This is a genomic window from Corynebacterium sp. KPL3927 (genome assembly GCF_040225835.1).
Classification (GTDB): Bacteria; Actinomycetota; Actinomycetes; order Mycobacteriales; family Mycobacteriaceae; genus Corynebacterium.
In genome coordinates this window covers 18,483-33,035 of the sequence record NZ_JBEHGD010000013.1, presented here as the reverse complement: position 1 = coordinate 33,035, position 14,553 = coordinate 18,483, and the positions used below count along the sequence as shown (strand labels likewise).

Genomic DNA, 14,553 nt, shown 5'->3' with positions numbered 1-14,553 from the left:
GTATGGCCGATCCCCTAGGCAGCGTTAAAGTAGGTGGCGTGACTAATGCAGAAAATTCCCTGAATTCCTTATTGGCCGGCGAAGAGCTGCTCAGCATGCAGCAGGTGGCAGACAAGCTGGGTCTTCCCATTACGCGCGCTTATGACCTGCTCCAGGACCGCAAATTCATTGTTTGGGACTCACCCGAAGGCAAGCGCGTGCCGCTCGCATTTTTCAATGATAAGGGGAGCATCGCCAAGCACGTCACGGGCGTTATCACCGTGCTTACCGATGGCGGCTATGACGACGAAGAGATCCTGCGCCACCTATTTACCGCAGATGACTCCCTGCCAGGCCGGCCCATCGATGCCCTGCATGGGCACCTGGCGCGCGAGGTTATTCGGCGGGCTCAGGCGTCTGCTTTTTAGCCCAGCGCTTGGGGAGTTGAGGGCCTTTTTGGCTCACGCCATCGAACATCCACTGCGTTGCGGACCAAGACACAACGATGAGGCCGATGACCCAGAACCAGTTATAGAGCTGGTGGTTGCCATCGCCGGAAAAGCTCAAGCTGATAAATAACGCTACACCAGAGGTAAACTTCAGCAGCCACAACGGCGGGCGGAAGGTGCCCATGAGCGTAAAGATGGAGGCGTAGTACCACGGCAGGGTCACCGAGTTAAAGACGAAGGCAACCTGGTAGGCCGCCGCGGTGCCCATAATCGCATCCCGAGTCGTATGCCGGCTCAGCCACCACACGATGACCAACCCGATAAGCATGCACACCATTGCGATCGTGCGCAGGACGCCCAAGATGGCGTTATAGGAGGCGTCTGGGTCAAAAATGTGGACCGCGGGGACGATGATGTCTGCGGCCAATGTTGGGCCAGCCAAGGGGTTAATCACCTTAGAGTTGCCGCTTACCTGGGATAGCCAGCCCCATGATGTGCCGGAGGCCCAGGTAATAAGCGCCACGGACGCGATGATTTCCACGGCAGCGATGAGCCCTGAGCAGACGAAGACCACCGCCGTGCGTACCGACGTAGAACCTTTAGGCGCGTAGCGGTGCAGCATCAGCCAGACGATGAAGGGGGCGGCAAAAATTGCGGTCGCCTTCATCGCCACCGCGGTGCCGACTAGCAAGAGCGCGGCGTGGAAGCGCTGGTGCAGCGCCGCCAAAAGCCCCAAGCACACCAAGCCGACCATGAGGGATTCATTGTGCATGCCGCCGATGAGGTGCAAGATGATGACCGGGTTGGCAACGCCGATCCACAGTGCGACTGCAGGATCCGCGCCGAGCTTTCGTGCGATACGCGGCACCGTCCAGGCAATGAGGACGAAACCTGATAGCGAAAGCAGCTTATAGAAGATGATCCCGGCGGTGACGTTATCGCCCACGACGGTGGTGACGATCTTGCCAATCCACAGGTGCAGCGGACCGTACGGGGTGGTGGTATTGCGCCAGTCTTGGGACACCTCGAGCAGGAAGGGGCCGGGGTTGATGGCGGCACCCTCGGTATAAGGGTCGAACCCATCGCGGACCATGGCGCCCTGCATGAGGTAGGAATACACGTCCCGGGAAGCCATGGGGCCGGCGAAAAGCAATGGGGTGACCCAAGCGATAAGGATGCGTCGTAGCTCGCGCACCCCTCCCTCCGGGCGCGGGTCTTTAAGCTGCCGGCGAATAATCATGCGCCCGGCAAGGACCCAGGCGGCGGCGAGGAGGAAGATGCCCAACCAATACAGCACCAACCCGAGGTTGCGCCCGTGCCCGTACGATAAAAAGCCGATATTGAGTGCTTCGAGCACGCCGCCGCGATTGCGGGTCGAGCCGCCAGAAAAGGACGAGAAAAGAAGAACGCACGAGGCCACGAGGCCCAGCGGGAGCGCGCGGGGGACTGGCAAGGAGTAGGTTTTGGCCACGGTGATTCCTACTTTTGGCGCGTCGTTGCCTGAATGGCCAGGTGCTCTAGAGTTTCCGTGATCTGCGGATCCACGTTCGCCGCACGCAGATGAGCCAAGCCGGATTCCGTCAACGCGGTTATGCGGCGCTCAATCTCATCGGGGGCGCCAGAATCCGCAATGATTTGGGACAGGCGCAGCAGGTCTTGGGTATCGGAGGTGCGGCCAATGAATTTCCGCAGGGTAGCGGCGGCGCTGGGGTCGCGTTCATCAGCGCGCTGTAGCGCTAGGGCGAGAAGCTCCGTGCGCTTGCCCTCTCGCAGATCGTCGCCGGCGGGCTTGCCCGTAATGGCAGGGTCCCCAAAGACCCCCAGCTGATCATCGCGCAGCTGATAGGCGATGCCGATATCGTGCCCATAGCCGCGGAAAGCCGAGATTAATTCCTCGCTTGCCCCCGCGATGGCAGCGCCCAAATGCAGGGGCCGCTCGATGGTATATGCGGCGGTTTTATAGCGGTTGACGGAATTGCTCAGCGCCACCGATTCGGAACCGGCTGCCTCGAGGGAAATATCGAGCAATTGGCCGCCCAAAACCTCGGTGCGCATTCCCCGCCAGGGCTTGCGCGCACGCTGCAAAGCCTCTGGGCTGAGCCCGGAATCTTGGAACATATCCTCGGCATAGACAAGCGCAAAATCGCCCACCAAGATGGCCACGGACGTGCCAAAGAATTCCGGATCCCCTAAGAAATGGGATTCCCGGTGGAGGCGCTCTGCTTCCCGATGCACCGTTGGTTTCCCGCGCCGGGTATTCGACGCGTCAATAATGTCATCGTGGATAAGCGCGCAGGCTTGGATGAACTCCAGCGAGGATGCCGCGCGCAGCATCGCCTCAGGCGGTTCCGAACCTCGGCCTGCTGCGAGGTACCCCGCCCACGCATACATGGGGCGCACCCTTTTTCCGCCATCGAGGACGAATGATTCCAAAAAGCTCATGGCGGTACTGACCGGGGCGCCGATTTTTGCCACGTGATCCCGGCGCTGGTCCAAGAAGATGGCCAGTTTTTCGCGCACTGCGCCGGGGATATCCGCAAGCTCAGGAATACTCGTCATAGTCACACTTTCACACGATACCGCCTAGAGCCGAGAAGAAATAACGCAGGTTTATAGCGGCAGGCCCACTCCCAAAATGGCAAAGGGCCGGGGATCTGCCGGGTAGCGATGATGGCGCACGACATCAAAGAAGCCCACAGACCGATAGAGGCGAAAAGCCCCGTTGGCTTCCTGTGGTGCTTCCGGTGTTGATAATAAAGCATATTGGGCAGGGATATTCCACAGCAGCCCTTTTAGTAGCTGCCTGCCTAAACCGTGTCCTTGAAAGGAAGGCAGCACGTGTACTTCGGCCACCTCAAAGTAGCTGCGCAGCATGCCCCATTCGGGCTCCGTTGGCCCGCCATTGCGGCGCAGGGCGCGGCGCAGCTCGGAATCCCACCAAGTATCTGGTGAGCCCAAAAATCCATAGGCCACTCCCACGACGCCGTTGTCATGCGCAGCGATAAGCGCTGTAAACCCGGGCCGCATGGAATCCGCTCGCCAATTGTCCACGCTGCGCGAAAACGTGACCGGGTCATATCCCATGGCCTCGATGTAGATCTCCACGAGTTGGGGAGCCAGCACAGAGAACTCTTGCGGGGTTAAGCGGCGGATTTCGAAACTCACGGTATCTATCACACCAGATACGTGTGGCTACCGGCGGAAGAGGGTGGGGCGGGGTTATTCCATAGATCCCTCAAGGTTTTCGAACTGTGTTCGGTGTGTAGGCAGTTATGACTGGTAAAACTCTTGAGTAATTCGAACAGGTGAACTAGAATAGGGGATAGATGTCCGGTTGGCTACTTAAAGTCAACGGCAATCGAACACGGTTAGTTATTAGCGCAGTACAGGAGAAAAACAATGGCACAAATTATTTCGGCAACGCAGTCCCGCTCTACCGGTCGCTTCGCTGGCAAGCAGGGCGCAAAGCGGGCCCACTTTCTTTTCCAGGCTCGCGAGTTATTAGATCAGGCGAGAAGCTACGCGGCGGATGGCCGCTTTGATCAGGCGTTGGAGGTGGCCTATCAGTCTGCATTGCGTACGGCTGGCGCACGGGTAGCGGTATCGGTGGTCTCTCGCCGCCGGCGCCTGCCAACGAGTGCGTGGGACCGTTTGGCTCTAGTTGGGGCCGAAGAAAAGCAGTGGGCGGAGGCTTTTAAGTCCTATTCTCGCACTCGCGCCCGGGTGGCATCTGGCTTGGATGCAACTCCGGACGAGGAGTATGTCTACGGATTAATGCAGCAGGCAGCGCAATTTTTAGATGAGAGCGAAACAGAGACGATCCTGGGTTCTTTTGCGGCATAACTGCGGCATAATCACTGTTGAGGGGAATAACTACCTTTTGGGGAACATACTGGTTACTCTGGACGTTAGTATTGGTAGAAGATATATCGGCCGAAGCCCAGTCCCTAGTTGGAGGAATAGTGTCTCTTTCTGAACAGGAGCAACGCACGCTCCGTGAAATAGAGGAATCGTTATTAGCGGACGATCCTAAATTTGGCGCTTCTGTGTCTGAATCTACCTCGATCGGCGGTTCCGGCGGCGCAGTTACCCTGCGTGGAGTTGCGCTCATCGTGGTTGGTCTGTGCATGCTCGTCGGCGGCGTGGCTTTGGCGCAGCAAAGTTTGTGGTTTATTGCGCTGTCCATTGCAGGATTCCTTGTTATGTTCGCCGCTGGCGTATGGATGCTTCGTGGTGACCAACCCGCTAGCGCGGGAAAGAAAAAGTCTTCCAATGGACGGTCAAAGAAGGCAGCGTCGTCTCGCAGCAATGGAGTAGGCAGCAAGCTGGAAGAAAACTTCCGTCGGCGCTTTGAGGAGAGTTAACCGCGGACTCTTCATTTCCCCAGTCACCAGGAAGGGTGGCTGGGGATTTTTTATGGCTCACCAAAATTTCCCACTTTGTCCGGGTTAAACGACAAAATGTGTTGTTTTCTGGCGTGTCGGGGTAAACGACATTTTGTGTTGGTGGACTGCGTGGTTTAGGGCATGTGGCCTTTGCGTATTCCCATAGAGTGGTTGTAGGCAACTGTCGAAAGTTGCTGGTCGGCCGTATTCACGGCCGATGGTGGCTTGTGTTTCTTGGTTGGCTAGGGTGTGTGCTTTGGCTCGTGGGTCTGCGCCCTGATTCGCCCACTTTCCTGGGTCGGCCTCTAGCGCGAGTGACAGTGGCTTTACAGGCGTTCCATCGCCATCGCTGGTGCATAGGTGCTTGTAGTCCCGTATTTTGGTGCACACCTCGCTACAGACGGGGCATCGAGGATGATTCTTACTCATCCATTCATCGTGAACCTCAGCGCTTAGCACATCAGCACGCCCCCGGCGGTATTTCAGGTCCGAGGCTGCGTTATGTCTCCGGATAAGTGAAATAATCCTAATACCAGCAGGCCAGACGGGCTAAACATATAACTTCACCAACACATCCTGTCGTTTAGGCCCTTTGTCCCACCTTTTCACCAAAACTGCGGTGCGGTGGGGGATTGTGGGTACTGGAGGGTGAATACCTGTGCAATAAGCAGGTAATGCGCTGTAAGTGGCCTATGGGGTGAAGTAACTTTGATGGTGTAGGTGGGATTAAAGGGGTGGATCTCCGGGGCTGTCAAGGCGGTCCGCGGGAATTCTGCCCACCGTAAAAACACCCCTTTAACTGCATATACTTTTTGAGTTGTTAAGAATATGGCGTTTTAAGTGGGGCATGTGGGGGAAAGTGGGGTAGAGTGGGGCGCAGCGGAGGAATGGGGTTGAAAAACTCACTTCTGCCGTGAGGGAATCCGGAGTTGTCGAGTGAGGAAGGTGGACGCCGGGATGTTTCTCGGAACCTACACTCCGAAACTTGATGACAAAGGGCGCTTAACGCTTCCTGCAAAATTTCGCGATGAACTCGCAGGTGGCCTGATGGTCACCAAGGGGCAAGACCATTCTTTGGCCGTGTACCCACGCGAGGAGTTCGCCGAACGCGCACGGAAGGCTGCGGCGGTTTCTCGAACCAATCCGGAAGCACGCGCTTTCATTCGTAACTTGGCGGCAAGCGCGGACGAACAGCGGCCCGACGGGCATGGTCGTATCACCTTGTCCGCAGGCCACCGTGAGTACGCGGGTTTGTCCAAAGAGTGCGTGGTGGTTGGCTCGGTAGATTTCCTCGAAATTTGGGATGCAGCCGCGTGGGCTGAGTATCAATCGCAAACTGAAGATGCTTATTCGGCAGCAGATGCCGATGACGTACTTGCGGGCTTGCTGTAAAAGCCCGCATCTCGAGTGCGTGTAAGGACTCTGTCCGAGGCGGATGATTCTGGTGTACTTCCCCGATATCAGAAACCTGCCTCGGACAGGGCCCTATATGCACTCGTCGTGCTTTCCACGATAGGAAGTCCTGCACAGCGGAAATAAGAAAGGGGGACGCGGGGAGACATGGCTACAACTGACCTTAATTACGATGTGGCGGATAACCACGGCCATGTGCCGGTCATGCGCGAGCGCATGGCAGAGCTCCTGCGCCCCGGGGTAGAGGCTGCGGGTTCGCAGGCTGTGCTTGTCGATGCCACCTTGGGTGCCGGCGGCCACAGCGAGTACTTCCTCCAGACCTTTCCGCAGGCGCGCGTTATCGGTGTGGACCGCGATGAGCAGGCGTTGCGCAATGCTTCGGCCAGGCTAGAGCCTTACGGCCCGCGTTTTTGTGCGGTCAATGCTCGCTTCGATGAGCTCGGCACCGCCATCGCCCAGGGCGAGGGCGAAATCTTTGATGCTGCCCGCGCCCACGGAATCGCGGGGGCCCTCTTTGATTTGGGCGTTTCTTCCATGCAGCTGGATCAGGCAGAGCGCGGCTTTGCCTATAAGACGGATGCGCCGCTGGATATGCGGATGGATCCCAGCCACGGGCTTACCGCCGCTGACGTACTCAATACGTATTCGCACGGAGACTTAGCACGGATTCTCAAGACCTATGGCGACGAGCGCTTCGCGGGCAAGATTGCCTCCGCAGTACTCAAGGAGCGCGAGAAGGAACCATTTAGCACCTCAGGCCGCTTGGTTGAGCTTCTTTACTCGACCATTCCGGCGGCAACGCGCCGCACGGGCGGGCATCCGGCAAAGCGCACGTTCCAAGCGCTGCGGGTAGAGGTAAACCGCGAGCTGGAGGCCATTGAAAATGTGCTCCCCGTGATTACCAGTGCGCTTTCTATTGGGGCGCGCGCGGTCTTTATGAGCTACCAGTCCTTAGAAGACCGCCTTGTGAAGGCAGCATTCAAGGATCTTTCTACGTCCACCACGCCAGCCGGCTTGCCGATGGACCTGCCGGGCACCGCACCGGAATTCGCCACGGTTACCCGTGGGGCCGAAAAGGCATCGCAGGCGGAAGTAGAAGAAAATTCCCGCGCCGCGTCGGTGCGCGTGCGCGCCCTAGAACGGCTCGAAGGCACGCCAGAATTTTTACCCCCGGGAGGCAAGAAATGAGCACCATCCCACGCCGAAACCAGCACTTAACGGATAGCCGCGACAGAGAGGCCACTCGCAGCATGGGCGCCAGCCGAGACTTCACCACCGGAATCGACACGGGAGCGCCGACCGCAGTGCGCGAGCGCACCTCCACTAGGGCCGCCGGCAAAACGGCGCGCCGCACGGCCCCTAGCCGTACCCGGGTTCCACACCGTGGAGCAAACCGGCTTGGTTCGAAGCAGGTCGTCAGTTTCCGCGGACGGCGGCTGCAACAGCAGACGAAGCAGAATAATGCTTTTGCCCGCGTTGCCGTCTTGGCCGTTACCTTGCTCATTGGCGGGGTCGTGCTGGCCATGTGGCTTTCTGGTTTGTCCACCTCACAGACGTTTAAAATCCAGCAGCTGACGGTGCAGGAATCGCAGTTGGATAACCAGATTGAATCGCTGAACCGTGATGCAGAAAACTTGAGCTCCTCTGCGGATATTGCCCGCCGCGCGGATGAATTGGGCATGGCCGTGCCCAAGCAACCCGGCGTGACTGAGGTAGGCGGGGATGGCGAGATCGTCGCCAAGCGCGAAGGCACTCCGGATACGGAAAAGCTTATCGATGTCAACGGTGAACCCATCCGCCCGGGCCAAGCCTCAAGTGACCCGAAGGATACGGAGGGAATGTCTGATTCCCTCAACGCCGTGCCGCGCGGGCAGCAGCAAAATGCCCGCGGCAACGACACGGACGAGGAGCGGGATGAGCACCGCGGCAGCGATGACGACGATAACAACGATAACGCTAGCGATACTCGCCCCAACCTTCCCGCCCGCGCGCCGTACACCAGCCAGGACGATTAAACGGACAGAATAAGTGGTGAAATTCTCTGTGCTCGCGCGTGGTAGCGCGGGCACTGCCCATCTTGTAGGGCACAATCGATACACGCAACAACCTGTGGCGGCGAAGGGAAGGTGACTGAGCACCGTGACTGCACCGAATAATGGTGGCAACCGTGGATACCGTCCGCGGCCGCGCCGCGCTGCTAGCTCTGTTGTGCCCCAAAAAGCGATCATGCGCCAGCGCCTGCGCATCATTTTGACCTGCGTTGTCGTCGCCACCGTCGCTTTGGGCGGCCGCCTTGCGTGGGTGCAATTGGTCTGGGGCCCAGACCTTGCGGCGAAGGCTGTTACCCAGCGCGAACGCGTCTACATCGATCCGGCCCGCAGGGGAGAGGTCCTAGACCGGGATGGCCAGCGATTGGCCTATACAATGAAGTCTCGTTCCTTGACTGTCTCTCCCACGCGCCTGCGCGATGAGCTCAAAGAGCAGGCGAAAATGGAAGCCACGTCCGAGGGAAAACTCGAGGACATGGATGACAGCAAAAAAGATGAGTACCTCACCAACCAAATGGAGGACAAGCTCAAGGAGATGGCTGAGGGCATCCCGAAGATGATTGAGGATTCGGGTGCCTCTGCCTCCAAGGTGGATGCGGGCGATATTAAAAACAAGCTCAAGGCCGATACGCAGTACGAGGTCCTAGTCCGCAATGTGGACCCGGATGTCGCCGTAGAGATTTCCAATAAGTACCACGGCGTCGCGGCTGACCGGCAAGATATCCGCCAGTACCCGAATGGGGCGATTGCAGAAAATGTCGTGGGCAAGGTCTCGATGGATGGCCACGGCCAATTTGGCTTTGAGGCCGCCCGCGATACCGAGCTGACCGGTATCGATGGGCAGTCAACGGAGGATGTCTCCGCCGATGGGCAGGTCATCCCCGGCACGCTGCGCGACGTCGTGGATGCCGTTGATGGCCGCGATGTCACCCTCACCCTGGATTTGGATCTGCAGACTTACGTCCAGCAAAAGCTGGAAAAGGCCAAGGCCAATTCGCAGGCGGAAGGTGCCGAGGCAGTAGTGCTTGATGCCGCGACGGGCCAGGTGCTCGCCATGGCCAATACCGATACGGTGGATCCGAATAAGAATATCGAAGACCAGCTCAAAGAGGGCAAGGACTTCGAGAACCGCAGCATTTCCCACCCCTATGAGCCCGGTTCCGTTGCCAAGATAGTGACGGCGGCAGCGGCGTTGCAGGAGGGCATCACCACTCCGGATGAAGTGCACCAAGTGCCGGGCTCCATCGATATGGCTGGCGTGACCGTCAATGATGCCTGGAATCACGGCACCGAGCCGTATACCACCACCGGCATCTTTGGTAAGTCCTCCAACGTGGGTACCTTGATGATCGCGGATAAACTCGGACCGGAGAAATATGCGGAGTACCTGAAGAAGTTTGGCTTGGGCGCTAACACGGGCATTGAGCTGCCGAATGAATCCGCCGGCACAGTGCCAGATCAAGAGCAGTGGTCGGGCGGCACCTTTGCCAATCTGCCTATTGGCCAGGGCCAGGCGTGGACGACGTTGCAGATGGCGAGCGTGTACCAAGCATTGGCCAACGGCGGCGAGCGCATCGAACCGCGCATCATCGACGAGATCAAAGATCCCGATGGCGAGACGGAAAAGCTGCCCGAGCCGAAGAAGACCCAGGTAGTGTACAAGGAAACCGCTAAGACCGCGGTGGATATGTTCCGCGCCGTCTTCCAAGACGACGATGCCGGCGTGCAAAACGGCACGGCCGCGAATGCGCAATTGGATGGCTACCAGCTCTCCGGCAAGACCGGTACCGCGCAGAAGGTGGACCCGAATTCAGGGGCGTATTCTAATTCCGCGTACTGGATTACCTTCGCGGGCATTGCGCCTGCCGATGACCCACGTTTCGTCGTCGCAGTCATGCTCGATGAGCCCAAGTCCGGCGTGGAAGACAATGGCGGCGGCGGCCAGTCCGCAGCCCCCATCTTCCGGGATATTTCTTCCTGGCTGCTCAATCGCGACAATAGTCCCACCTCGACACCAGCGCCGCGGATGACCCTGCGGGAACAATAGGAGCTTGAAATGTCTGTTTCCTTAGAAAAACTTGCGCAGCTTTCGCACGGACGCGTCATCGGTGATGGCACCGTTGAGGTCAGCGCGTGCGGCTTGGATTCCGCTAGCCTTCCCGAGGGCGCGTTATTTGCGGCCCTTCCCGGCACGCGCGTGCACGGTGCGCAGTTCGTCGGGGATACCAAGGCAGGCGCGGTGCTTACCGATGCCGCCGGGCTCGACCACCTCCGTCAGGCTAACGAGGCCCGCCCGATTATCGTCGTGGACGATATCCGCGCCGTCCTAGGTCCCATCGCGGCAGAAATTTATGGGCACCCCACCCGCGATCTCACGGTCTTCGGTATTACCGGCACCTCCGGCAAGACCACGACTAGTTACTTGCTGGAAGCTGGCCTCTTGCAGGCTGGCCACTCCGTCGGACTTATCGGCACCACCGGCACCCGCATCAATCGCACGCCGGTGCCCACCTCCTTGACCACGCCGGAAGCCCCACGTCTGCAAGAGCTTTTCGCCCGCATGAAAGACGAGGGGGTCACCCACGTGGTCATGGAGGTCTCCTCCCACGCTTTGGAGCTCGGCCGTGTGCGCGGCACCAACTTTGCCGTGGCTGGATTCAGCAACCTAAGCCAGGACCACCTGGATTTCCATCCCACGATGGAGGAATACTTTTCGGCCAAGTCCCGGCTGTTCCTAGGTGAGCAGGCCGCCCAGCGCGCGGTCATCTGCGTTGACGATGAATGGGGCGAGCGCCTGCACGGAATGGTAGGAGACGCCGGTGCCCCGGTGACGACGGTGGCAACGCGCCCAGGCCATGCTACGATCACCGCCCGGCAGACGGCCACCGAGGCCACCGGTGCACAGGAGGTTGACCTGAACCTGGACGGCACCGACTACTCCTTCCGGTTGCCGCTGCCCGGCGAGTTCAATATCGCCAATGCCGCACTAGCGTTGGGAATGGCCACCGCCGTGGGCGAAGACCCGCAGGTCTTTTTGACCGGCGTGGAAAACGTCGCCGTTCCTGGGCGCATGGAAAGGATCGACCGCGGGCAGGATTTTGTGGCCGTGGTGGATTATGCCCACAAGCCTGCGGCCATTGCTGCGGTTCTCGATACCCTGCGCCTGCAATTGGAGGGCACCTCCGGGCGCGTGGGCGTCGTCGTCGGCGCCGGCGGAGACCGCGATAGCACCAAGCGCCCGATTATGGGAGCGGCTGCGGCCAGCCGGGCGGATCTCACGGTGGTCACCGATGATAACCCGCGCACCGAAGACCCCGCCGCTATCCGCGCGGCGGTCATCCAGGGTGCACGGGACGCTGCACCGGGCGCCGATATCCGGGAGCAGGGCTCGCGCGCACGCGCCATTGATGAAGTGGTGGATTGGGCGCAGCCGGGCGATGCCATCATCGTCGTCGGCAAGGGCCACGAGGTAGGCCAACTCGTCGGCGAGCGCACGCTGCACTTTGATGACCGAGAGGAAATGGCGCGCGCCATTGAGGAAAAGCTGGCAGGAACAGCGCATCGCGATACTCTTAGGGATACGAAGGAGTAGTAATGATTCCACTTTCTATTGGAGATATCGCCGCGATAACCGGCGGTAGCCTGGATAGCGTCGATGATCCCGATGAACGCGTGACCGGTTTCGTGGAGTTTGACTCGCGCAAGGTCACCAGCGGCAGCTTGTTCGTAGCCCTGCCCGGCGCCCGCGTCGATGGCCATGATTTTGCAGAAAAAGCCATAGAACAAGGCGCCGTGGCCGTGCTGGCCGCTCGGCCGGTGGGGGTACCGGCGGTCATCGTCAAGCCGCAGGGCCGCGTGACCGGTGATTCCGCGAATGCGGATATTTATGCCAACGACGAGGATGGTTCCGCCGCTGCCGTGATTGGCGCATTATCCGATCTCGCGCGCGAGGTGACCTCCCGCCTCGCCGCGGAGCAGGGCTTGGATATCGTCGGCGTTACCGGCTCCGCGGGCAAGACCTCTACCAAGGATTTGCTGGCCACCATCTTCCGCGCCGAGGGCGAAACCGTCGCCCCGCCCGGCTCCTTCAATAACGAGGTGGGCCTTCCCTATACCGCCCTGCGCTGCGATGAGCATACGCGCTTCCTCGTGGCGGAGATGTCCGCACGCGGGATTGGCCATATTCGCCACTTGACCGAAATTACGGCCCCTACGGTGGGCGTGGTGCTCAACGTAGGCACCGCCCACCTGGGTGAGTTTGGCTCGCGCGAAAATATCGCTCAAGCTAAGGGCGAGCTCATTGAGGCCCTGCCCTCCGCAGCAGACGGCGGGGTAGCGGTGCTGAATGCGGACGATCCCTTCGTGGCTTCTATGGCGCCGCGCACGCAGGCCAAGGTGGTATTTTATTCCGCCAATCGCCCGCAAGCCGCGGATGCGCAGTACTACGCAACAGACATCGAGCTTGACGATGTCGCCCGCCCGTCCTTTACCTTCCACGCCCCCGACGTCGCGCCGATGGAGATCAAACTGCAGGTCTTTGGCAAGCACCAGGTCTCCAACGCCTTGGCCGCGGCCGCAGCGGCCATCGAATCGGGCGTGGAACCTGCGCTCGTCGCCCGAGCGCTGAGTGGCCACCAGACGAGCTCGGCGCACCGTATGGACGTGCGCACCCGCCACGATGGCGTCACCGTCATCGATGATTCCTATAATGCCAACCCGGATTCGATGCACGCGGCGATTGCCGCCTTGGCCTATACCTCCGCGGCCCGGCCCGATGCCCGCTCCATCGCGGTGCTCGGTGAGATGGGCGAGCTTGGCGGCGAGGCCGTCGAAGCCCACCGCATCCTAGGATCAGTGCTCTCGAAGTACCACGTGGATCATCTCGTCGCGGTAGGAGAAGGTGCCCATACCGTCGCCATGGTGGATGCCGCGCACGCGCACGGCATCCAGACTGAACTTTGCCCCGATATCGAGGCCGCGACCGCGGCCGTGGAAAATATCTTGCGGGTAGCCCCTGCTGGGGTGGAGGACTGGTCCGCGCGCGCGGCCAAGGACGTCGTCCTCGTGAAATCCTCGAATGCCCAGCGCCTGTGGCGCGTGGCAGAACAGCTCAATCGCCGTTAGTCCCTATCTCAAGGAGAAAGATCTCTAGCAATGACTCAGATCATTATCGCGGGCGTCGTTAGTTTCCTCGTCGCGATTTTTACCACCCCAGTTTTGGTTCGGTATTTTTCTGGCGTCGGAAAAGGCCAAGAAATCCGCGAAGACGGCCCGCAGCTCCACCTGCGCAAGCGGGGCACCCCGACGATGGGCGGACTGGCGATCCTGCTGGCCATCACCGTGGCCTACCTCATCGTGGGAATCTATGCCCGCGCGACAGGCAACGGTGGATTTAGCCCCTCTGGGCTATTGGTCTACTTCTTGACCATGGGACTCGGCGGACTGGGTTTTGCCGATGACTTCATCAAGCTGTTTAAAAAGCGCAACCTCGGACTTAATAAAACAGCCAAGCTGGTAGGCCAGCTGGCCATCGCGCTCATCTTCGGCATCCTCGCCCTACAATTCCCGGATGCCAATGGGCTGACTCCCGCCTCGACGAACCTTTCCTTCGTCCGCGATTTCGACACCTTCGATATCGCCGTCGGCGGCGCCGTTATTGGCACGATCATCTTCTTGGTCTTTTTGTACCTGCTCATCGCCGCGTGGTCGAATGCGGTCAACCTGACCGATGGCCTCGACGGTCTGGCGGCAGGTACCACGGCCATGGTGATGGGCGCCTATACGCTTATTAGCTTCTGGCAGTTCCGCAACTCGTGCTCGATTTCCCCGGCCGCCGGCTGCTACGAGGTCCGCGATCCCTTGGATCTTGCGGTTCTCGCCGCCGCGGGCCTGGGCGGCTGCCTCGGCTTCCTGTGGTGGAATGCCGCACCGGCGAAGATCTTCATGGGCGATACCGGTTCGCTCGCGCTTGGTGGCCTCGTCGCCGGCCTGTCTGTGACCACCCGCACCGAGCTGCTGATGATCGTCATCGGCGCCATCTTTGTTATCGAGACGGTCTCCGTAGTCATCCAGATCGTGGTCTTCCGCACGACGGGCAAGCGCTTTTTCCGCATGGCTCCCATTCACCACCACTTTGAAAACGGCGGCTGGGCCGAAACCGCGGTTGTCACCCGTTTCTGGCTGCTTAGCGCGATGGCCGCAATGGCGGGCATCTGCATCTTCTACGGCGATTGGCTCTCTGCAGTGAGCTTTGGAAACCTGCAATAAATCTTTGGCACT

Annotated in this window: 13 protein-coding genes and 2 pseudogenes; 10 read left to right on the top strand and 5 right to left on the bottom strand. The window is 59.7% G+C overall.

What is annotated here, in order from left to right; genetic code table 11:
* The first annotated feature begins 2 nt into the window (after nt 1-2).
* A complete protein-coding gene (locus ABRP86_RS07555) occupies nt 3-407 on the top strand; it encodes an Rv2175c family DNA-binding protein (protein ID WP_349863513.1) in 405 nt (134 codons plus the stop codon).
* Here the strand turns inward: ABRP86_RS07555 and ABRP86_RS07550 are convergent.
* From ABRP86_RS07550 to ABRP86_RS07540, 3 genes are read right to left on the bottom strand one after another with little or no spacing between them, the layout of a single operon-like run.
* The gene (locus ABRP86_RS07550; RefSeq protein ID WP_349863511.1) at nt 376-1,899 is read right to left on the bottom strand and encodes an alpha-(1->6)-mannopyranosyltransferase A; all 1,524 of its coding nucleotides are present in this window, start codon (nt 1,897-1,899) and stop codon (nt 376-378) included. The two genes, ABRP86_RS07555 and ABRP86_RS07550, sit on opposite strands and share 32 nt — an antisense overlap.
* 8 nt (nt 1,900-1,907) lie before the next feature.
* Nucleotides 1,908-2,987, bottom strand: coding sequence for a polyprenyl synthetase family protein (locus ABRP86_RS07545; RefSeq protein ID WP_349863549.1), 1,080 nt, complete (start codon nt 2,985-2,987; stop codon nt 1,908-1,910).
* Between the two features lie 51 nt (nt 2,988-3,038).
* Entirely contained in the window at nt 3,039-3,593 is a 555-nt protein-coding gene (locus tag ABRP86_RS07540; protein WP_284630917.1) for a GNAT family N-acetyltransferase, read from the bottom strand.
* Nucleotides 3,594-3,827: 234 nt separating this feature from the next.
* Between ABRP86_RS07540 and ABRP86_RS07535 the strand changes: the two genes are divergently transcribed.
* Nucleotides 3,828-4,271 carry an SAV_6107 family HEPN domain-containing protein gene (locus ABRP86_RS07535; protein ID WP_349863508.1) on the top strand — a complete coding sequence of 148 codons (444 nt, stop codon included), beginning with the start codon at nt 3,828-3,830 and terminating at the stop codon, nt 4,269-4,271.
* 119 nt (nt 4,272-4,390) lie between these two features.
* Complete coding sequence (locus tag ABRP86_RS07530; RefSeq protein WP_349863506.1) at nt 4,391-4,792, top strand: DUF3040 domain-containing protein; 402 nt, start codon at nt 4,391-4,393, stop codon at nt 4,790-4,792.
* 155 nt (nt 4,793-4,947) lie between these two features.
* Here the strand turns inward: ABRP86_RS07530 and ABRP86_RS11680 are convergent.
* Together ABRP86_RS11680 and ABRP86_RS11675 are read right to left on the bottom strand one after the other, a co-directional pair.
* Nucleotides 4,948-5,083, bottom strand: a pseudogene (locus tag ABRP86_RS11680) (IS1249 family transposase); the annotation flags it as partial.
* A gap of 37 nt (nt 5,084-5,120) precedes the next feature.
* Nucleotides 5,121-5,242 (bottom strand): annotated as a pseudogene (locus tag ABRP86_RS11675) (transposase-like zinc-binding domain-containing protein); the annotation flags it as partial.
* A 528-nt stretch (nt 5,243-5,770) separates the two neighbouring features.
* On the opposite strand from ABRP86_RS11675, the gene mraZ reads away from it, so the two are divergent.
* From mraZ to mraY, 7 genes are all read left to right on the top strand, one after another.
* On the top strand, nt 5,771-6,205 hold the full coding sequence (gene mraZ / locus ABRP86_RS07525) for a division/cell wall cluster transcriptional repressor MraZ (protein WP_034654127.1): 435 nt from the start codon (nt 5,771-5,773) through the stop codon (nt 6,203-6,205).
* Nucleotides 6,206-6,373: 168 nt separating this feature from the next.
* Entirely contained in the window at nt 6,374-7,414 is a 1,041-nt protein-coding gene (gene rsmH, locus ABRP86_RS07520; RefSeq protein WP_023023085.1) for a 16S rRNA (cytosine(1402)-N(4))-methyltransferase RsmH, read from the top strand.
* A complete protein-coding gene (gene ftsL / locus ABRP86_RS07515) occupies nt 7,411-8,241 on the top strand; it encodes a cell division protein FtsL (RefSeq protein ID WP_023023083.1) in 831 nt (276 codons plus the stop codon). Before rsmH ends, ftsL begins: the two co-directional genes overlap by 4 nt.
* 211 nt (nt 8,242-8,452) lie before the next feature.
* Nucleotides 8,453-10,321 (top strand): peptidoglycan D,D-transpeptidase FtsI family protein, encoded by a 1,869-nt coding sequence (locus tag ABRP86_RS07510; RefSeq protein ID WP_349863546.1) that lies wholly within the window; start codon nt 8,453-8,455, stop codon nt 10,319-10,321.
* 9 nt (nt 10,322-10,330) lie between these two features.
* Nucleotides 10,331-11,866 carry a UDP-N-acetylmuramoyl-L-alanyl-D-glutamate--2,6-diaminopimelate ligase gene (locus tag ABRP86_RS07505; RefSeq protein WP_023023079.1) on the top strand — a complete coding sequence of 512 codons (1,536 nt, stop codon included), beginning with the start codon at nt 10,331-10,333 and terminating at the stop codon, nt 11,864-11,866.
* 2 nt (nt 11,867-11,868) lie between these two features.
* A complete protein-coding gene (locus ABRP86_RS07500) occupies nt 11,869-13,398 on the top strand; it encodes a UDP-N-acetylmuramoyl-tripeptide--D-alanyl-D-alanine ligase (RefSeq protein ID WP_023023077.1) in 1,530 nt (509 codons plus the stop codon).
* Between the two features lie 30 nt (nt 13,399-13,428).
* The gene (gene mraY / locus ABRP86_RS07495; RefSeq protein ID WP_023023075.1) at nt 13,429-14,541 is read left to right on the top strand and encodes a phospho-N-acetylmuramoyl-pentapeptide-transferase; all 1,113 of its coding nucleotides are present in this window, start codon (nt 13,429-13,431) and stop codon (nt 14,539-14,541) included.
* Nucleotides 14,542-14,553 lie beyond the last annotated feature (12 nt).